19 protein-coding genes are annotated in these 17,666 nt (G+C 68.1%); 9 read left to right on the forward strand and 10 right to left on the reverse strand.

Annotated features, from left to right (window positions below; all coding sequences use genetic code 11):
- Positions 1 to 220 precede the first annotated feature (220 nt).
- From J2X70_RS12290 to J2X70_RS12320, 7 genes are all read left to right on the forward strand, one after another.
- The gene (locus tag J2X70_RS12290) at positions 221 to 841 is read left to right on the forward strand and encodes a LemA family protein (protein ID WP_025877902.1); all 621 of its coding nucleotides are present in this window, start codon (positions 221 to 223) and stop codon (positions 839 to 841) included.
- Between the two features lie 3 nt (positions 842 to 844).
- Positions 845 to 1,729, forward strand: a complete 885-nt coding sequence (locus J2X70_RS12295) for a TPM domain-containing protein (RefSeq protein WP_025877904.1) — start codon at positions 845 to 847, stop codon at positions 1,727 to 1,729.
- Complete coding sequence (locus J2X70_RS12300; RefSeq protein ID WP_309910552.1) at positions 1,729 to 2,223, forward strand: TPM domain-containing protein; 495 nt, start codon at positions 1,729 to 1,731, stop codon at positions 2,221 to 2,223. The genes J2X70_RS12295 and J2X70_RS12300 overlap by 1 nt, the downstream gene beginning before the upstream one ends.
- Positions 2,224 to 2,307: 84 nt before the next feature.
- Positions 2,308 to 3,195, forward strand: coding sequence for a prolipoprotein diacylglyceryl transferase (gene lgt, locus J2X70_RS12305; RefSeq protein WP_059066047.1), 888 nt, complete (start codon positions 2,308 to 2,310; stop codon positions 3,193 to 3,195).
- Positions 3,192 to 3,986, forward strand: coding sequence for a thymidylate synthase (locus J2X70_RS12310; protein WP_223483371.1), 795 nt, complete (start codon positions 3,192 to 3,194; stop codon positions 3,984 to 3,986). The genes lgt and J2X70_RS12310 overlap by 4 nt, the downstream gene beginning before the upstream one ends.
- Positions 3,983 to 4,546, forward strand: a complete 564-nt coding sequence (locus tag J2X70_RS12315; RefSeq protein WP_309910556.1) for a hypothetical protein — start codon at positions 3,983 to 3,985, stop codon at positions 4,544 to 4,546. The genes J2X70_RS12310 and J2X70_RS12315 overlap by 4 nt, the downstream gene beginning before the upstream one ends.
- A 12-nt stretch (positions 4,547 to 4,558) precedes the next feature.
- The gene (locus J2X70_RS12320; RefSeq protein ID WP_059066048.1) at positions 4,559 to 5,050 is read left to right on the forward strand and encodes a dihydrofolate reductase; all 492 of its coding nucleotides are present in this window, start codon (positions 4,559 to 4,561) and stop codon (positions 5,048 to 5,050) included.
- A 48-nt stretch (positions 5,051 to 5,098) separates the two neighbouring features.
- Here the strand turns inward: J2X70_RS12320 and J2X70_RS12325 are convergent, their stop codons facing one another.
- From J2X70_RS12325 to J2X70_RS12370, 10 genes are all read right to left on the reverse strand, one after another.
- The gene (locus J2X70_RS12325; protein ID WP_025877912.1) at positions 5,099 to 5,743 is read right to left on the reverse strand and encodes a DUF1287 domain-containing protein; all 645 of its coding nucleotides are present in this window, start codon (positions 5,741 to 5,743) and stop codon (positions 5,099 to 5,101) included.
- Positions 5,740 to 6,747, reverse strand: a complete 1,008-nt coding sequence (locus J2X70_RS12330) for a symmetrical bis(5'-nucleosyl)-tetraphosphatase (protein WP_059066049.1) — start codon at positions 6,745 to 6,747, stop codon at positions 5,740 to 5,742. The genes J2X70_RS12325 and J2X70_RS12330 overlap by 4 nt, the downstream gene beginning before the upstream one ends.
- Positions 6,748 to 6,762: 15 nt before the next feature.
- Complete coding sequence (apaG, locus tag J2X70_RS12335; protein ID WP_025877914.1) at positions 6,763 to 7,146, reverse strand: Co2+/Mg2+ efflux protein ApaG; 384 nt, start codon at positions 7,144 to 7,146, stop codon at positions 6,763 to 6,765.
- Positions 7,147 to 7,159: 13 nt separating this feature from the next.
- Entirely contained in the window at positions 7,160 to 7,963 is an 804-nt protein-coding gene (rsmA, locus tag J2X70_RS12340) for a 16S rRNA (adenine(1518)-N(6)/adenine(1519)-N(6))-dimethyltransferase RsmA (RefSeq protein ID WP_025877916.1), read from the reverse strand.
- On the reverse strand, positions 7,960 to 8,940 hold the full coding sequence (gene pdxA / locus J2X70_RS12345; protein WP_059066050.1) for a 4-hydroxythreonine-4-phosphate dehydrogenase PdxA: 981 nt from the start codon (positions 8,938 to 8,940) through the stop codon (positions 7,960 to 7,962). The genes rsmA and pdxA overlap by 4 nt, the downstream gene beginning before the upstream one ends.
- 3 nt (positions 8,941 to 8,943) lie before the next feature.
- Complete coding sequence (locus tag J2X70_RS12350) at positions 8,944 to 10,287, reverse strand: peptidylprolyl isomerase (protein ID WP_032974943.1); 1,344 nt, start codon at positions 10,285 to 10,287, stop codon at positions 8,944 to 8,946.
- Complete coding sequence (gene lptD / locus J2X70_RS12355) at positions 10,284 to 12,785, reverse strand: LPS-assembly protein LptD (protein WP_223483370.1); 2,502 nt, start codon at positions 12,783 to 12,785, stop codon at positions 10,284 to 10,286. The genes J2X70_RS12350 and lptD overlap by 4 nt, the downstream gene beginning before the upstream one ends.
- Before the next feature lie 89 nt (positions 12,786 to 12,874).
- The gene (locus J2X70_RS12360) at positions 12,875 to 13,813 is read right to left on the reverse strand and encodes a histone deacetylase family protein (protein ID WP_223483369.1); all 939 of its coding nucleotides are present in this window, start codon (positions 13,811 to 13,813) and stop codon (positions 12,875 to 12,877) included.
- A gap of 6 nt (positions 13,814 to 13,819) precedes the next feature.
- Positions 13,820 to 14,374, reverse strand: a complete 555-nt coding sequence (locus tag J2X70_RS12365) for a cob(I)yrinic acid a,c-diamide adenosyltransferase (protein ID WP_223483368.1) — start codon at positions 14,372 to 14,374, stop codon at positions 13,820 to 13,822.
- 8 nt (positions 14,375 to 14,382) lie between these two features.
- Positions 14,383 to 14,967 carry a hypothetical protein gene (locus J2X70_RS12370; RefSeq protein ID WP_025877927.1) on the reverse strand — a complete coding sequence of 195 codons (585 nt, stop codon included), beginning with the start codon at positions 14,965 to 14,967 and terminating at the stop codon, positions 14,383 to 14,385.
- 107 nt (positions 14,968 to 15,074) lie between these two features.
- On the opposite strand from J2X70_RS12370, the gene ubiH reads away from it, so the two are divergent.
- Together ubiH and J2X70_RS12380 are read left to right on the forward strand one after the other, a co-directional pair.
- Positions 15,075 to 16,280 carry a 2-octaprenyl-6-methoxyphenyl hydroxylase gene (ubiH, locus tag J2X70_RS12375; RefSeq protein WP_099782905.1) on the forward strand — a complete coding sequence of 402 codons (1,206 nt, stop codon included), beginning with the start codon at positions 15,075 to 15,077 and terminating at the stop codon, positions 16,278 to 16,280.
- The gene (locus J2X70_RS12380; protein WP_059066055.1) at positions 16,277 to 17,458 is read left to right on the forward strand and encodes a UbiH/UbiF family hydroxylase; all 1,182 of its coding nucleotides are present in this window, start codon (positions 16,277 to 16,279) and stop codon (positions 17,456 to 17,458) included. Before ubiH ends, J2X70_RS12380 begins: the two co-directional genes overlap by 4 nt.
- The last annotated feature ends 208 nt before the right edge of the window (positions 17,459 to 17,666 follow it).

A 17,666-nucleotide genomic window follows, 5' to 3' on the forward strand; every position in this document is an offset into this window, starting at 1 on the left:
GTGGGTGGGGGTGGGGCTTGCCCCCCTTGTCGGGGGCCCCCCTGCCATCCTCGCCCGCCCCACCCCCTCCCCAGCCAACCCCCCCCCCCCCGGCCCCCCCCCGATATCCAGCAGACATGACCACCGCGGAGGGGGCGGCGCCCGATGCCCGGCACTCTCCACACGTCCGTTAACACCGACCATGGCATGCTCGGCGCTCAGTCCACCCGGAGCCTTGGCCATGCGCCTGTTGACCCGCCTCATCCCATTGTTGCTGCTGGCCTCCCTGCTGTCCGGCTGCGGCTACAACGCCATCCAGCAGAAGGACGAAGCGGTCAAGGCCAGCTGGTCCGAAGTGCTCAACCAGTACAAGCGCCGCGCCGACCTGGTGCCCAACCTGGTGCAGACCGTGAAAGGTTTCGCCAGCCAGGAAGAACGCGTGCTGACCGAAGTCACCAACGCCCGTTCGCGCGTTGGCCAGATCAACGTCAACGCCGACGATGAAGCCTCGCTCAAGCAGTTCCAGCAGGCCCAGGGCGAACTGGGCAGTGCGCTGTCGCGCCTGCTGGTGGTTACCGAGAACTACCCGGTGCTGAAGTCCGACCAGAACTTCCGCGACCTGCAGGCGCAGCTGGAAGGCACCGAGAACCGCATCACCGTTGCCCGTGGCCGCTACATCCAGCAGGTCCAGGACTACAACACCTACATCCGCTCGTTCCCGCAGCTGATCACCGCCAAGATCTTCGGCTACCAGCCCAAGCCGAACTTCACCGTGGAAAACGAAGCGCAGATTTCCAACGCGCCGGCGGTTGATTTCGGCAACGCGCCGCAGCAGCAGCCGGCCCCGGCTCCGGGCCACTGACCGATGCGCCTGGCCGCCACACTGCTGGCCCTGCTGCTGTGGCTGCCGATGACCGTGCAGGCGCAGACGCTGGCGCCGATTCCGGCGCTGGATTCGCCGGTGGTCGATACCACCGGCACCCTGGATGCCGCGCAGAAGCAGGCGCTGGTGCAGCAGGCGCTGGACCTGCAGCAGCGCAAGGGCAGCCAGATGCAGGTGCTGGTGGTGCCGACCACGCAGCCGGAAGACATCGCCCAGTACACCACCCGGGTGTTCGATCAGTGGCAGATCGGTCGCAAGGGCGTGGATGACGGCGTGCTGCTGGTGGTGGCCAAGGACGATCGGCGGGTGCGTATCGAACCGGGCTATGGCCTGGAAGGTGCGATTCCCGACGCGATCGCCAACCGGGTGATCCAGGAATACCTGGTGCCACGCTTCCGCGCCAATGACTATGCCGGTGGCATCACCGAGGCCACGGCGGTGCTGGTGAGGATCATCGACGGCGAAGCCCTGCCGGCGCCGGTCAGCAGCCAGCAGGGACGCGCCCCGGACGGGGGCGGTGATACCTGGATCTTGGCGTTGTTCATCGGCGTGTTCGCCGGCAGCATCCTGCGCGGCGTGTTCTCGCGGGTACCGCGTCCGCTGCGCGGCCTGCTGGGTGGTGCTGGAGCGGCGGTAGCCGCCTTCCTGTTCACTTCCACCTTGCTGGCCAGTGGCCTGGCCGGCGTGGTGGGCCTGGTGGTGGCGATGTTGTCCGGCCATCCGGGGCGTTTCGCCGGTGGTGGCGGTTGGGGCGGAGGTAGCTGGGGCGGCGGCGGCTTCGGCGGCGGGGGTGGGTTTGGCGGTGGCGGCGGCTGGGGCGGCGGTGGTGGCCGTTCCGGCGGCGGCGGCGCGTCGGGAGGCTGGTGATGATCCAACGTCTGTGCAGGCATCTGTTTTCGCCATCGGTACGGCGGGCGTTCCCGCCGGCCACGCTGCAGGCGATCACCGAGGCGATCGCCGCGGGCGAGCAGCGCCATGGCGGCCAGGTGATGTTTGCCGTGGAGGCCGATCTGCCACTGCATGCGCTGTGGCACAAGGTCACCCCGCGGCAGGCGGCCGAGCATGCCTTCGCGCGCCTGCGCACCTGGGATACCGCGCACAACAACGGCGTGCTGATCTACCTGCTGCTGGCCGACCACGCCATCGAGATCGTGGCCGACCGTGGACTGCAGGGGCGGGTCGCGCCCGAGCAGTGGCAGCGGGTCTGCACGCATCTGCGCGAAGGCCTGCGCGGCGCGCAGCCGGTGGCGGCGCTGCGCGATGCCATCGACGAGGTTTCCTCCCTGGTGGAAGGGCACTTTCCGGCCTCGGCGCGGTCCGATCAGGACGGCCTGCCGGACGCGCCGCAGATCCTGGGCTGAAGCCCGGCAATCGGGCGACGGCGGCCACGACGAGGCCGCTCCCGGGCGGCGCTAGAATATCGGCATCCCTGCAAGGCGTCCTTCATGATCTATTTCCACGACATCGACCCCATCGCCCTCTCGTTGGGACCGATCAAGGTGCACTGGTACGGCATCATGTACCTGCTCGGCTTCACCGCCGCCTGGCTGCTGGGGCGCAAGCGGATCGCCGACGGGCGCCTGCCGGGCGTCGACGCCAACGGCTTCTCCGACCTGCTGTTCTACGCCATGCTCGGCGTAGTGCTGGGCGGGCGCATCGGCTACATGCTGTTCTACGCGCTGGGCGATTTCCTGCACAACCCGCTGCTGCTGTTCAAGGTGTGGGATGGCGGCATGAGCTTCCACGGTGGCCTGCTCGGCGTGATCGCGGCCTGCTGGTGGTGGTCGCGCAAGCATGCGCTGCACTTCTTCGACACCATGGATTTCATGGCGCCACTGGTGCCGCTGGGCCTGGGCTTTGGCCGCATCGGCAACTTCATCGGCGCCGAGCTGTGGGGCAAGTACACCGACGGCCGCTGGGGCGTGGTGTTCCCTTCCGGCCTGCCGGCACCGTTGAACCAGCTCGATCACGCCACCCTGCAGTCGCAGTTCGCCAGCGGTGCGCTCAACCAGTTCGCGCGCCATCCGTCGCAGCTGTATGAAGCGCTGCTGGAAGGGCTGGTGATGTTCGCGGTGTTGTGGACGGTGTCGGCCAAGCCGCGCCATCGCTATCTCATCGGCGGCCTGTTCGCGCTGCTGTATGGCATCTTCCGCTTCGCCGTCGAGTTCGTGCGCATGCCCGACAACGGCGTCTACGTGGCCTTCGGCTGGCTGACCAAGGGCCAGATCCTGTGCGTGCCGCTGATCGCCTTCGGCCTGGTGCTGCTGGTGATGTCGCGCCGCGCGCCGGTGCTGCAGCCGCAGCCGCTGGTGACGGCGGAGGGCAAGGCATGAAGGCCTACCTGGACCTGCTCTCGCACGTGCTCGAACACGGCGCGGAGAAGAGCGACCGCACCGGTACGGGCACCCGCAGCGTGTTCGGCTGGCAGATGCGCTTCAACCTCAACGACGGCTTCCCGCTGGTCACCACCAAGAAGCTGCACCTGCGCTCGATCATCCACGAGCTGCTGTGGTTCCTGAAGGGCGATACCAACATCGGTTACCTCAAGGACAACCAGGTGCGCATCTGGGACGAGTGGGCCGACGAGAACGGCGACCTCGGCCCGGTGTACGGCAAGCAATGGCGCAGCTGGGCCACGGCCGACGGCGGCGAGATCGACCAGATGCAGTGGCTGGTGGACGAGATCAAGCGTAATCCGGATTCGCGGCGGCTGGTGGTCAGTGCCTGGAACGTGGGCGAGCTCTCGCAGATGGCGTTGATGCCGTGCCACAACCTGTTCCAGTTCTACGTGGTCGACGGCAAGCTCAGCTGCCAGCTGTACCAGCGCAGTGGTGACATCTTCCTCGGCGTACCGTTCAATATCGCCAGCTACGCATTGCTGACCCACATGGTGGCGCAGGCCACCGGCCTGGGCGTCGGCGATTTCGTGCACACGCTGGGCGACGCGCACCTGTATTCGAACCACTTCGAGCAGGCCCGCGAGCAGCTGTCGCGTGAACCGCGCGCGCTGCCGACGCTGTGGTTGAACCCGGAGGTGACCGATCTGTTCGGCTTCCAGTTCGATGACGTCCGCATTGATGGCTACGATCCGCATCCGGCGATCAAGGCGCCGGTGGCGGTATGAGCGCGCGCCCACGCGTTGCGGCACTGCTGGCGTTGGCTGGCCTGGCGCCGTTGAGCCTGGTGCAGGCGGCGCCTGCAGACACCCTCGCATTGGCCCGGCAGGTCAACGAGCAGATCGTGCACAAGCACATGCGCGGGGAATTGCAGCGCTTCGTCCGGACGCTCGATGGCAGCGCGCCACTGCCCAGCGACATGCCGGCCGGCTGCCAGGCACAGGTGCGCGAAGCGGTGACCGGCATGTACGCGGCGATGGCCGAACACCTGAAGGCTGGCATCGAAGAACCCGCCTACCAGCATGAGCTTGAGCAGCGCCTGGCGGTGGTCTATTCCAGCAAGGATCTGCAGGGATTCCTGGCGCGCAGCGGCAGCACCGACGTTGCCACGCTGTCCAGGGACATCCTGTCGGGACCGGGCCTGAAGGAGATCGAGGACGCGCAGATGGACAGGATCCTCGAAGGCCTGGACGAGAATTCCACGTCGAACCCGGCGCTGGCTGCGGCGCTGCGCGCGGCCAGTGCCGCCAACGAGGCCTGTACACGCCTGCAGATCGACGCCAGCTGAGGAGGCCGCACCATGAAACTTTCGATGATCGTTGCACTGGATCGCAATCGTGGCATCGGCCAGGGCAACGCCATGCCCTGGCACCTGCCGGACGATTTCAGGCACTTCAAGGCGTTGACCCTGGGCAAGCCGATCCTGATGGGGCGCAGGACCGCCGAATCGATTGGCCGCGTGCTGCCCGGCCGAACGAACCTGGTGCTGACCCGCAGCGGCCAGGTGCCGTTCGAGGGCATGCGCGCGGTGGCCTCGCTGGACGAGGCGAAAGCGATTGCAGAGGGCGAGGGCGCCAGCGAGCTGTGCATCATTGGTGGCGGCGAGATCTTCCGCCAGCTGCTGGACCAGGCCAGTGATCTGTACCTGACCTGGGTGTATGCCGAAGTACCGGCCGATACCCATTTCCCGGAGGTGGATGAGCGCCTCTGGCAGGAGGTGGCCAGTGAGCCGCACCCGGCCGATGAGCGTCACGCCTACGCGTTCCGCTTCGTGCATTACGTCCGCCGCTGAGCGCGGCGTCCTGTAGAGCCTGGCCGTGCTCGGCTCTACAGGATCGTTCTACGGCATCCGGTAGTGGCCGATGATGGTGTGCTGGAACAGCAGGTTCTCTTCCCGCGTACCGCGCGCGATGTTGTGCAGTACCAGCGGCGTACCGTCGGCCAGGCGCCGGTCGGAAACGATGCCCACGTGCAGCAGGCCGTTGCCATTGAGCTTCCAGGCCACGATGTCGCCGGCAGCGAAGTCGCTGGGAAGGGCACTGATCGGTTGCTGCCAGCCGTGGCGGTCGAACCAGCGCATCAGGTTGGGCACGCGCCGGTGGTCGATGTTCCGATCCGGTCGGGACAGGCCCCAGAGGGGCGGATAGGCGCTGAAATCAGCGCGCATGTCTTCATTCACGCGGACCTGCAGGTCCAGCCCCTGCGTACGCAGGGCGCGGACCACCACGTCGGTGCATACGCCGCGATCAGCGGGCACGTCGCCACCGGGGTAGGCCAGTACCTGATAGGCAGGGTCGTAGCGGGTGGTGACGCCGACCTGTGCGCGTGCGGCAGCGACCAGCGGCGGCGAAGGTGCAGGAGCTGATGCAGGGGCGGCGGTAGCGTCGGCGCCGGCAGTCGCTGGCGACGATGAGGGCTGGCAGCCGCTGGCCAGGGCCAGCGTTAGCAGCAGCACCGTCCATGGTGCGCGGTTGCCGGGCGTCATGCCGAAGGAGGCGTTCCGTTGTTGTTGCCACCACCGCCACCACCACGGCGGCGGCGGCGGCGCGGACCACGGTTGCCCGGGGCGCCAGCCGTTGCAGCGTTGCCGTTGCCCTGGCTGTTGTCCTTGCCTGCCGTGCGCTCGTGTGCCGGTCGCGCGGGCGGCCGCGCGTTGGCGACCGGTGCCGGTACGTCGCGTCCCGGTACCTGCACCACGCGCAGCTCATCGGTGTCGAGCTGGATCGCGGTGAGCTTGCCACCCCACACGGCACCGGTGTCGATCGCGTGGATGCCCTGGGTGATGGTCAGGCCGAGCGCGGACCAGTGGCCGCAGACCACCTTCAGGTCGCGCTCGACCCGGCCCGGCACTTCGAACCAGGGATACAGCCCCTGCTCCTGGGTGCCCGGCGTGCCCTTGTCCTCGATGCCGATGCGGCCGCGCGAGGTGCAGTAGCGCATGCGCGTGAGCACGTTGATGATCGCCCGCGAGCGCTCGTAGCCGGTCAGGTTCGGCGCCCAGCTGGGCTTGTCGCCGTACATGTTGCGGAACAGCTTGCGGTAGCCGGCGCCGTGCAGCTGCACTTCCACTTCGGCCGCATGCTTCTCGGCCATCTGCGTGGTCCACTTCGGCGCAAGGCCGGCATGCACCATCATCCAGCCAAGCTCGCGGTCCACGTGCACCAGCTTCTGCAGGCGCAGCCAGTCCAGCAGCACATCGCGGTCTTCGGCCTGGACGATGCGCAGCAGGTCCGGGTTGACCTTGCGCTGCTCTTCCTCGGTTCGCGCACCGACGGCCAGCAGGGAAAGGTCGTGGTTGCCGAGCACCACCACGCTGTGTTCGCGCAGCGAATGCACCAGCCGCAGGGTTTCCAGTGACTGTCCACCGCGGTTGACCAGGTCGCCGCAGAACCACAGGGTGTCCTGCGCCGGATCGAACCGGATCTTCTCCAGCAGGCGCTGGGTTACGTCATAGCAGCCTTGCAGGTCGCCGATCGCCCATACACTCATCGTTCGGCCTCCGTGTCAGTGCAGGGTGCGCGGGATGGCCAGCACGAAGGGTGCGACCGGCGCGGCGAATTCGGTGCCGTCGTCGGCCACCATGTCGTAATGGCCCTGCATCGTGCCGTGCTCGGTGCCGAGCATGACACCCGAGGTGTAATGGAAGTCTTCACCCGGACGCAGTCGCGGCTGTTCGCCGATCACGCCATCGCCATCGACATGCTCGACGCGGCCATTGGCATCGGTGATGCGCCAGTGGCGTGCGACCAGGCGCGCGGCAACGCGGCCCTGGTTGTGGATGCGGATCGTATAGGCGAACGCATAACGACCGTCTTCCGGCGCGGATTGGTCGTCGAGGAAGCGCGGGGCGACTTCGACGGAGATGGCATAAACGTCAGCGTCTTCCATACCGGCAGTGTAATCAGGTGGCATTGGCCAAAGCGATGAATTCAGCCACGTCCAGCTGTTCGGCGCGGGCATCGGGGCGCACGCCGGCGGCCACGAACTGCTCGGCGCTGACCACGTTGTTCAGGGCATTGCGCAGGGTCTTGCGGCGTTGGCCGAAGGCGGCCTTGACCACCTCGGCGAAGCGCTTGTGGTCCTTGATGTCGATGCTGGCCGGGTCGCGCGGTACCAGGCGCACCACGGCCGAATCGACCTTCGGCGGCGGCCTGAACGCACCCGGCGGCACCACGAACAGCGAGGTCACCTCGCAGTAGGCCTGCAGCATCACGCTGAGGCGGCCGAACACCTTGCTGCCGGGACCGGCAGCCATGCGGTCGACCACTTCCTTCTGCAGCATGAAGTGCATGTCCGAGACCACCGCAGCATGTTCCAGTGCATGGAACAGGATGGGCGAGGAGATGTTGTAGGGCAGGTTGCCGACCAGGCGGATCGGCTGTCCGTCGGCCAGCTCGGTGAAATCGACCCGCAGCACGTCGCGGTTGACGATGGTCAGTTCACCCAGGGGCTCGGCGGCGGCGGTCAACGGCGCGATCAGGTCGCGGTCGAACTCGATCACCGTCATCTTCGGGTGCACGCGCAGCAGCGGCAGGGTGATCGCACCCTGGCCCGGGCCGATCTCGACCAGGCGGTCGCCGTCCTTGGGATTGACCGCCATCACGATCTTGTCGATGTAGTAGCGGTCGGCAAGGAAGTGCTGGCCGAGCTGCTTCTTGGCCGGGGCGGAAAACACCGGGCCGGAGGGGGAATGCGGGGAAGTCATGTGCTCAGTGTACGTTGCCGCGCCAGCCGCGCACACAGCGTTGTGGCGGCCCGCAGGCTGGAAGGATCGGCAATGCCGCGGCCGGCAAGATCCAGCGCGGTGCCGTGGTCGACCGCCACGCGCGGATAGGGCAGGCCCAGGGTCAGGTTCACCGCCTGCTCGAAGCCGGAGTACTTCAGCACCGGCAGGCCCTGGTCGTGGTACATGGCCAGCACGGTGTCGAAGCCGGCCAGCTTGGCCGGCAGGAACGCGGTATCGGCCGGCAGCGGACCGATCAGGTCCATGCCCTCGCTGCGCAGGCGCTGCAGCAGCGGGATGACCAGATCCAGTTCCTCGCGGCCGAGGTGGCCGTCTTCGCCGGCATGCGGGTTCAGGCCAAGCACGGCGATGCGCGGTGCGGCCAGGCCGAACTCGCGGCGCAGCGCGGCATGCACGGTGCGCAGGGTGTGTTCCAGGCCGGGCGCGGTGATCGCATCGGCAACCTCACGCAGCGGCAGGTGGGTCGTGGCCAGGGCAACGCGGACGATGTCGTTGGCCAGCATCATCACCACCTTCACCCCGGCCTGGTCGGCCAGCAGTTCGGTGGTGCCGCTGTAGGCGATGCCGCCCTGGTTGATCACCGCCTTGTGCACCGGGCCGGTCACCACGCCGTGCAGTTCACCGGACAGGCAGGCCTGGCCCGCACCGAGCAGGGCGCCGATCACCGCACCTGCGTTGGCAGGGTCGGTATGGCCGAAACGGCTGGGGGCGCTGTTGGCGACGGCGCGCAGGCGCAGATCGCCGGGGACACGTGCGTGTGCGTCCTCGGGCAGCAGTTGCAGGGGCAGATCCAGCGCGGCTGCGGCCGCGCGCAGGGTGTCCGGATCGGCGAATGCCAGCAGCCGGCAATCATCGCGCGGCTGCTGGACCAGTCGGACACACAGTTCCGGGCCGATCCCGGCGGGCTCGCCCGGTACCAGAGCGAGCTCGGGGAGCATGGCTCAGGACTGCGGAGGCGTGGCGGTATTTTCCGCCCGGTCACCGCTGCGGAAGCTGACGTAGGCTTCGCCACGCAGCTCCTGCAGGAAGCGGTTGTACTCGTCTTCCAGCTTGCGGCGACCGATGGTCTCGCGGACCTGGGCGCGCTGGTTGTCACTGCCGACGTCGGTCTGGCGGGTGCCCACGCGCTGCACGATGTGCCAGCCCGCATCGGTGCGGAACGGCTGGCTTACGCCGCCGTCCTGGATGCCTGCCACCTGCTGGCCGAAGGCCGGGCCGAACGCGTCGGCCGGGAACCAGCCCAGATCGCCGCCCTGGCCCTTGCTGTTGGTGTCCTCGGACGATTCCTTGGCCACCTGCTGGAAGTCGGCACCGCCGGCAATACGCGCACGCAGGGTGTCGATCTTGGCCTTGGCGGCCGCGTCGGACTGGGCATCGTCCACGCGCACCAGGATATGGCGGCCGTGGTACTCGGTGACCGTGTGGGTGCCTGCCGCCGCGCTGGCGTCACGCACTTCCACCAGCTTCAGCAGCTGGAAGCCGCTCGGGCCACGGATCGGGCCGACCACTTCGCCGGGCTTCATCTGCTGCATCGTCTGTGCGAACGCGGCCGGGATTTCATCCAGGGTGCGCCAGCCGAGGTCGCCGCCTTCCAGCGCATTGGGGCTGTCGGAATAGCGCACGGCCGCCGCATTGAAGTCCAGTTCGCCCTTGTCCAGCAGGGCCTTCACGCCATCAGCCTTCTTCTGGCCGGTGGCGATCTGCTCGGCGCTGGCACCATCGGGCAGGGCGACCAGGATGTGTGCGAGGTGGAACTGGTTGCCGGCATCGGCCTGCTGCTTCAGGGCAGCATCGACCTCGCCTTCGCTGACGCTGATGCGGCTCTGCGCGAAGCTCTGGCGCAGGCGCTGCACGGTGATCTCGTCACGCACCGAGGCGCGGAAATCGTTGAAATCGATACCGTCACTGGCCAGGCGCTGGCGCAGGGCATCCAGGGTCGAGCCGTTCTGCTGGGCGATGGCATTCATCGCCTGGGTCAGTTCCTGGTCGCTGACACGGATGCCGCTGCCCTGGGCACGGGCCACCTGCAGCTTGACCAGCACCAGGCGCTCGAGCACCTGGCGGCTGAGCACGTCATCGGGCGGCAGCTGGGCCTCGCGGCCGGCGTACTGCGCCTTGATGTTGGCGATCGCACGCTGGAGCTCGCTCTGCAGGATCACGTCCTCATCGACGACAGCAGCGATGCGATCCAACGGCTGGGCCTCCTGCGCAAGAACCTGCAGGGGGGCGGACACGCTGGACACCGCCAGAAGCGATGCGAGGAGAACGGGGAAGCTCTTGGTCATGGGATCTGATTCGGATCGTAGTCATCGCGGGTCGCTCCGGTGTTGCTGGGCGGCACGAGATAGAGGTCGTCGCGGTTGTAGCCGAGGATAGCACGGCGCAAAGTGCGGTCCGTGTCCTGGCCGAGGGAGCTCAAGCCCTTGAGCACGAACTCGAGCTGGATGGAGTTGTTCATTTCGCCTTCGCGGTTGCGTACGTAGCGGCGGGCCACGGCGCGCACGGCCAGGCAGCAGCTGTCCCACTGTACGCCACCGATGATCTCCAGCGGTTCCTTGTCCTGGATCGAGTAGTAGTAGCGGCCGACCAGGCTCCAGCGCTCGTTCAGCGGGTACAGGAACGACAGGTCGGCCTGTTCCAGCAGGGTGCGGTCATGCTTGTTGGCGGTGGCGGGGGCGCCGGAATTGATGCGGTAACGGTAGGTCAGGTTGACCACGCCGTCGTTGGACATCAGGTAGCGGGCGCGCACGCTGGCCAGATCCTCGCGCTTGTACTTGGGGTCCCACTGATAGGTGGCGCCCAGGGTCCAGCGGTCGTTGATCATGTAGTTGCCGTCGGCGATCCAGGCCGACTTGCCCTTTTCAACCGGCGCGCCACCGGGGACCACGCTCACCCGCGACTCGTCGAAGTACTGGATCTGGCCGATGGAGGCCGAGAAACGCTCCTTGCCGGTGGTCTGGTCGATGAAGCGGGTGCTCAGGGCCACGGTCAGCTGGTTGGCGTCGTTCTGGCGATCGGCGCCGGTATAGCGCGAATCGCGGAACAGCTGGCCCCAGCTGAAGGTGAAGTCGCGGGTATCGAAGATCGGCAGCTCGTCCTGGTCGCGGTAGGGCGTGCGCAGGTAGAACAGGCGCGGTTCCAGGGTCTGCAGGAACGACTTGCCACCGATCTTCGTCTCACGGTCGAAGAACAGGCCGGCATCGAGGCTGGCGATCGGCAGGCTGCGGCTGGGCGAGGTGTTGCCGCGCAGCTGTTCGGGGGTAGCGGTGGCCGGGTCGATGCCCTGCGAGCGCAGGATCTGGCCGCGGATGCCGTTCACGCCATCAACCAGTCCACGGTCCAGCTGGTAACCGGTATAGCGGTAGGCAAGCGTGGGCGTGACATACCAGGCCGCGCCGCTGATCGGGAACGACACGTACGGTTTCAGGTCCAGTCGCGAGCCGCCGCTGACACCGATGCCCTCGGTCTGCCGGCTGCCGTTGCGGGTGTACTGCAGGTCCGGTCCCGCATCGGCGCCGTACTTGAAGTTGATGTCGTCGTGGGTGAAGCGCACGGCCTCGGCGTAGACACCGGTCTCCAGCCACGGCAGCAGCGGCTTGTCCCAGTTGAAGTACAGGCGCGGCTGGCGGTTGTAGGCCAGCGCACTCTCGTTGAGGGTGTAGTCGGTCAGCTGCCAGCGGTCGGCCATGATGCCGGCCGTCCAGTTCTTGCCGGTGCCGTACAGGCCGACGGTGCTCTGCAGGTTTGACGCGGTGACGCCCACCAGGCGGTTGGCGAAGTCTTCCACGTAGCGTTCGTCGCTGACCCAGGCCAGGTTGGCGCGGGCCTGCCAGTGGTCGTCGAGGTTGTGGTAGCCGCCGAACATCACCCGGCCGCGGTCGCGGTCGCGCAGTTTGTCGTTGGGCATGAACGCGGTCAGCAGTTCGCCGCGGCCGCCGTTGTAGAGGTAGCGGAACTCGTTGTCGAGCATCAGGCCGCGTTGGCTCATGTAACGCGGGGTCAACGTGTCGTCGTAGTTCGGCGCCAGGTTGAAGTAGATCGGCTGTGCGTAATCGAAACCGTTGCGGCCGGACATGCCCAGCTGCGGGAACAGCAGGCCGGTCTTGCGCCGGTCATCGATCGGGAACTTGAAGTAGGGCGCCCACAGCACCGGCACCTTGCCGATCCGCAGCACCGCGTTGCGGGCGGTGCCGAAGCCTTCGTCGTTGTCGACTTCGATTTCCGGGGCGGTCAGCTTCCACACCGGCTGCGACGGGTCGCAGGTGGTGTAGGTGGAGCGGTGCATCTGCCCGACCGCGCCCTGCAGGTCGACCGATTCGGCTTCACCGTTGCCGCGGCGGGACACCAGCTGGTACTGGATGTCGGTGATCTTGTGGGTGTCGCTTTCCTGGTTGCCCTCGGCGCGCTTGGCGACCATCCGGATCGAGGCATCCTGGTAACGGACGTTGCCGTCGGCGACATAGTTGCCGCTTTCGGTATCGAAGCTGAGCTTGTCGGTGCCCACGAACTGGTCGCCCCGGCGCAGCGCCACGTTGCCCTGGTACTGCGGCACGGTGGTGGTGCCCAGCAGCTGGTCGCCCTCGATGTCGGTGGGCTGCTGTTCGCGCGCAGCGCTGGCGGCAGCCTTGTCCTGGCCGGGCACCGGGGTCGGTGCGTCGGTGAACGCAGGGATCACGTCGGTGGCCGGGCAAAGGCCCCAGTTGAGCGGCTTGTCATCAGCCCATGCCGGAAGGCAGACGGCGATGCTCAGGGGCAGGGGAAGCAGGCGGAGGGCTCGGCGCACGCGGTTCGGATTCGGGCGAAAACGGACGGTAGCTTGCCCCATCCCTTGCATAGGGGCAATGAAGGCCTCCCCGGGTTGCCGGTTCGGGTTCATCCAGGCCCGCTGCCGGAAGGCGTCGCCATCAGTGCCTGCAGGTGGGCCACGCTGCACTCGGCCAAGGCCTGCAGGTCGTATCCTCCCTCCAGCATCGACACCACCCGGCCGGCGGCATGGCGGCGTGCCAGCGCGTGCAGTTCGCGGGTGATCCAGGCGAAATCGTCGGTCTCCAGCATCAGGTCGGCCTGCGGGTCGCGCAGGTGGGCGTCGAAGCCTGCCGAGATCAGCAGCAGCTGGGGGCGGAAGTCGTCGATCGCCGGCAGCATCTCGTCGGCCCAGACGTTGCGGAAGCGGAAGCCACCACTGCCGGGCGGCAGCAGGATGTTCATCAGGTTGCCGGCGCCGCGGTCACGGCGCAGGCCGGACTCGGGGAACAGCCCGGCCTGGTGGGTGCTGTAGTAGGACACCCGTGCGTCGTGCTGGAAGATGTCCTGGGTGCCGTTGCCGTGGTGGACGTCGAAGTCGACCACTGCGATCCGCTCCAGACCGTGGCGGTCGCGGGCGTAGGCGGCGGCGATGGCGATGTTGTTGAGCAGGCAGAAGCCCATCGCGGTGCTGCTGGTGGCATGGTGGCCGGGCGGGCGCACCGCGCAGAAGGCCAGCGGATCCTCGCCCAGCATCACCGCATCGACGGCCGCGACACCTGCGCCGGCGGCGTGCACCGCGGCGCTGGCCGAGCCCGGCGAGGTCCAGGTGTCCATGTCCAGCTGGCGCAGCGGTGCGCTCTGCGGTTGCAGTACCAGATCCAGCAGCGCACTGTCGTGGACCCGGGTCAGTTCACCGAACTTGGCCGGCGGCGCTTCGCGCCAATCCAGTTGGCCGGGGAAGGCCTCGTGCAGCGCGTCGAGCACCACCTGCAGGCGTTGCGGGCATTCAGGATGGCCAGGGCCCGGATCGTGCAGCAGGCAGGCGGGATGGGTGAAGACCAGCACGGCGGCTCAGCGCTGGCGATGCTGTGGTTGCCACAGCGCTTCGCCGTGGCCATCGGCCCGTGCCAGCACCCGGGCCAGCACGAACAGCAGGTCTGACAGCCGGTTGAGGTACTGCAGCGCCTCGTTGCGTACCGGTTCCACGCGGGCCAGGGCGACCGTGTCGCGCTCGGCGCGGCGGACCACGGTGCGCGCCAGGTGGCAGCGCGCGGCGGCCTCGCCACCGGCCGGCAGGATGAACTCCTTCAGCATCGGCAGGTCGGCGTTGTAGTGGTCCAGCTGCTGTTCCAGCGCCGACACATCAGCGGCGTGGATCGCGGCATGGCCGGGAATGCACAGTTCGGCGCCCAGATCGAACAGCTGGTGCTGCAGGTGCACCACCAGTGCGCGGACGTCCTCCGGCAGCGGCACGGCCAACAACAGGCCGAGCGTGGCGTTGGCTTCATCGACGGTGCCATAGGACGCAACACGCAGGTCATCCTTGCCGACCCGGCTGCCGTCACCCAGGCCGGTGCTGCCGTCGTCGCCGGTGCGGGTGTAGATGCGCGAGAGGCGATGACCCATGGCGTGGCTCAGTGGTGGATGTCGCGGCGGGCCTGCAGGAGCTTGAGCACCTGCTCCACGGCCAGCTGCAGTGCGGCGGCCAAGGCCACGTAGATCGCGGTGGTGCGCAGGTAAGGGCCGAACCATTGGGCGTAGTTCTGTGCCCATCCGGCCACGGTCGGCTCGGCCACGTTCTGGCTGGTCCAGTAGAAACCGCCCTGCGCCAGCAGATGGCACAGCGCCACCGACGCCACCAGCAGCAAGGCACCCTTGCCCAGCACCGACCACTGTGCGCTGCGGTAGTTGCGACCCAGCAACATGCCACCGGCCCACATCGCGAAGTACGCCGGCAACAGCAGCCAGTAGCCCGGCGATACGCAGTAGTGCTGCCAGAAGTCGAGGCCGCTGCTGCGGATCACGATCCAGTCGACCAGCACCGCGAACACCATCAGCAGCGGGAACGCCCAGCGGGTCCAGCGGGCGAGATAGAAGCCGCCGATGAAGAACACCGCCCAGGAGGCGTCCGGGATTGCCGCGAAGTGATTGACGCGGGTCGCAGCCAGCAACAGCACGAGCACTGACAGGACGAAGGCGCGGGGGGCGGAGTCGGACATGGCGGTGGGCCGGAGCGGATTCAGGTTTCATTCTAGCCCGGCGCGGCGCTTGGCGCAGGCGGGGCGGCGTGGGGCATGCCGGCGCGGCGAGCGCGTATCATGCGCCCATGAGTGAACGACATGACGTGCTGATCGTCGGTGGCGGTCTGGTGGGTGCCAGCCTGGCCATCGCCCTGGACCGCCTGGGCCGCGACGTGGGCCTGCTCGAAGCCAGCCCGGCCGGGGAACTGCCGGCGGTGTTCGACCAGCGCAACCTCAGTTTTGCCGCCGCCACGATCAACGCGCTGACCGCGCTGGGGGTCATGCAGAAGCTGTCGATGGCGCCCGGTCCGATCCGCCGCATCCATGTCAGCCGCGCCGGCGATTTCGGCCGGGTGCAGCTCGATGCCGCAGAGTACGACCGGCCATGGTTCGGCCAGGTGGTGGTGGCGCGTGATTTCGGCCAGGCGCTGGAAAGCCGGCTGCAGGAGTTGTCACGGCTGCGCCGCTACCGGCCGATGCGTTTCCTTGGCCTGGGCGAGGTGATTGACGGCTACCGCCAGGTGCGGGTGGCCGATGACAGTGGCGAGCGGGTGCTGCTGGCGCGGCTGGTGGTCGGTGCCGACGGCACCAGCAGCGGCGTGCGCGATGCGTTGGGCATCGACGTTGATCGCCACGACTTCCAGCAGACGCTGTTCGTGGCCCGCGTGCGCAGCCAGCGCGCGCCCGATGGCACCGCCTGGGAGCGTTTCACCGATACCGGCCCGACGGCGTTGCTGCCGCGTGGCGACCGCCATTTCGGTACCGTGCACGGGGTTGCCCGTGACCAGGCCGAGGCGGTGATGGCGCTGGACGACGCTGCCTGGCTGCAGCGCCTGCAGCAGGCCATCGGCTGGCGGGCGGGCCGCCTGCTCGACTCCGGCCCGCGCAGTGCCTATCCGCTGATCCAGGTACTGGCGCGCGCGCTGGTGGGGGAGCGCACGGTGCTGCTGGGCAATGCCGCGCAGACCATCCACCCGCTGGGTGCGCAGGGTTTCAACCTCGGCCTGCGCGACGCATTGACGTTGGCCGAGCTGCTGGAAGTGGAGGGTGATGCCGGCAGCGATGCACTGTTGCGATCCTACGTGGACCGCCGCGAAGAAGATCGACGGCAGACGGTGGCGTTCTCCGGCGGCCTTGCCCGGCTGACCAGCAATCCGGCGCCGCTGCTGCGCCCCCTGCGCAGCCTTGGCCTGGTGGCCGCACAGCGCGCCTCGGTGCAGTCGATGCTGGTTGGTGGTGCGATGGGCTTCCGTGGCGATGTGCCGCGCCTGTGCCGTGGAGAAGCCGCATGAACCGGCGCGCACGCCTGGACGTGGCCATTGTGGGCGGCGGTGTGGTCGGCGCCGCCTGTGCGCTGGCGCTGGCCGATGCCGGCCTTGCCGTAACGCTGGTGGAAGGGCGTGAACCGGCACCATGGCAGGCCGCACAGCCGGATCTGCGGGTGTTCGCCTTCGCCGCCGACAACGTGCAGTTGCTTGAGCGTCTCGGCGTGTGGCCGACGATCGCGCAGGCACGCGCCTGGCCATACCGGCGCATGCAGGTGTGGGACGCGGCCGGTGGCGACGACCTGCTGTTCGACGCCGATCGCTTCGGCCGTCGCGAGCTGGGTTTCATCGTCGAGAACGGCTTGCTGCAGGATCGCCTGTGGGCGGCGCTGCCGGCAGCTGGCGTGGAGCTGCATTGCCCGGCGCGCGTGGAAGCGCTTGAGCAGGACGAGCACGCTGTGCGCCTGCGCCTGGATGATGGCCGTCGCATCGAAGCCGCACTGGCGGTGGCTGCCGACGGCGCTGAATCGACCCTGCGCGGACTGGCCGGGATCGAGGTCGAGCGCCACGATTACCAGCAGCGCGGTGTAGTCGCCTATGTGGACAGCGAGCTGCCCAACCAGGCCACGGCCTGGCAGCGCTTCCTGCCGACCGGTCCGCTGGCGCTGTTGCCGGTGGCCGAGCGCCGCAGTTCCATCGTCTGGACATTGCCCGACGACGAGGCCGCACGCGTACTGGCCCTGGACGAAGACGCATTCAATCGTGAACTGACCCGCGCTTTCGCCGCGCGCCTGGGTGAACTGCGGCTGGCCTCGCCGCGCGCGGCCTTCCCGCTGCGCCGGCAGCTGGCCCGCCACTACGTGGCCGGTCGCGTGCTGGCGCTGGGCGATGCCGCCCACGTGGTGCATCCGCTGGCCGGGCAGGGCGTCAATCTTGGCCTGCGCGATGTCGCCGCCCTGCAGCACTGGCTGGCGCCGTCGGCCGAACGGCGTGGACAACCCCGGTTGTCGCCGCAGCGCGTGCAGCGCTGGGCGCGTGAGCGTCGCAGCGACAACCAGATCGCCGCCTACAGCTTCGACGCGATCAACCGGCTGTTCTCCAACGACGAGATGCACCTGACCCTGGCGCGTGGCCGCGCGCTGGGCTGCGTAGGCAAGTGGCCGCCGCTTGTGCAGGCCTTCTGGAAGCGCGCCGCAGGGGTGTGACGGCGAGGCTCTGGTACATGCCAACCTTGGTTGGCGCGTCGATCGGGCACCCTCGGCCCAGCTGGAGTGAGAGCCTTCCGGCCTTGTGCCAACCAAGGTTGGCACCTACCAAAAGCGGGTCATGCCGGTCTGCAGCGAATCGCTTCTGTAGACGCCAACCTTGGTTGGCGCGCGAGCCCCGGATCATCCGCCGGTAGCGCCGGGCCCT

This window comes from Stenotrophomonas sp. 1337, assembly GCF_031455455.1.
Taxonomy (GTDB): domain Bacteria; phylum Pseudomonadota; class Gammaproteobacteria; order Xanthomonadales; family Xanthomonadaceae; genus Stenotrophomonas; species Stenotrophomonas indicatrix.

Excerpts from the sequence above, each read along its gene's own strand:
- J2X70_RS12370 (WP_025877927.1), bottom strand. The coding sequence starts at position 14,967 with ATGTCCGACTCCGCCCCCCGCGCCTTCGTCCTGTCAGTGCTCGTGCTG.
- J2X70_RS12320 (WP_059066048.1), top strand. The coding sequence starts at position 4,559 with ATGAAACTTTCGATGATCGTTGCACTGGATCGCAATCGTGGCATCGGC.
- apaG (WP_025877914.1), bottom strand. The coding sequence starts at position 7,146 with ATGGAAGACGCTGACGTTTATGCCATCTCCGTCGAAGTCGCCCCGCGC.
- J2X70_RS12350 (WP_032974943.1), bottom strand. The coding sequence starts at position 10,287 with ATGACCAAGAGCTTCCCCGTTCTCCTCGCATCGCTTCTGGCGGTGTCC.
- J2X70_RS12330 (WP_059066049.1), bottom strand. The coding sequence starts at position 6,747 with ATGAGTGTATGGGCGATCGGCGACCTGCAAGGCTGCTATGACGTAACC.
- J2X70_RS12380 (WP_059066055.1), top strand. The coding sequence starts at position 16,277 with ATGAACCGGCGCGCACGCCTGGACGTGGCCATTGTGGGCGGCGGTGTG.
- J2X70_RS12300 (WP_309910552.1), top strand. The coding sequence starts at position 1,729 with ATGATCCAACGTCTGTGCAGGCATCTGTTTTCGCCATCGGTACGGCGG.
- J2X70_RS12365 (WP_223483368.1), bottom strand. The coding sequence starts at position 14,374 with ATGGGTCATCGCCTCTCGCGCATCTACACCCGCACCGGCGACGACGGC.
- J2X70_RS12315 (WP_309910556.1), top strand. The coding sequence starts at position 3,983 with ATGAGCGCGCGCCCACGCGTTGCGGCACTGCTGGCGTTGGCTGGCCTG.
- J2X70_RS12295 (WP_025877904.1), top strand. The coding sequence starts at position 845 with ATGCGCCTGGCCGCCACACTGCTGGCCCTGCTGCTGTGGCTGCCGATG.
- pdxA (WP_059066050.1), bottom strand. The coding sequence starts at position 8,940 with ATGCTCCCCGAGCTCGCTCTGGTACCGGGCGAGCCCGCCGGGATCGGC.
- rsmA (WP_025877916.1), bottom strand. The coding sequence starts at position 7,963 with ATGACTTCCCCGCATTCCCCCTCCGGCCCGGTGTTTTCCGCCCCGGCC.
- J2X70_RS12325 (WP_025877912.1), bottom strand. The coding sequence starts at position 5,743 with ATGACGCCCGGCAACCGCGCACCATGGACGGTGCTGCTGCTAACGCTG.
- ubiH (WP_099782905.1), top strand. The coding sequence starts at position 15,075 with ATGAGTGAACGACATGACGTGCTGATCGTCGGTGGCGGTCTGGTGGGT.
- J2X70_RS12310 (WP_223483371.1), top strand. The coding sequence starts at position 3,192 with ATGAAGGCCTACCTGGACCTGCTCTCGCACGTGCTCGAACACGGCGCG.
- J2X70_RS12290 (WP_025877902.1), top strand. The coding sequence starts at position 221 with ATGCGCCTGTTGACCCGCCTCATCCCATTGTTGCTGCTGGCCTCCCTG.
- lgt (WP_059066047.1), top strand. The coding sequence starts at position 2,308 with ATGATCTATTTCCACGACATCGACCCCATCGCCCTCTCGTTGGGACCG.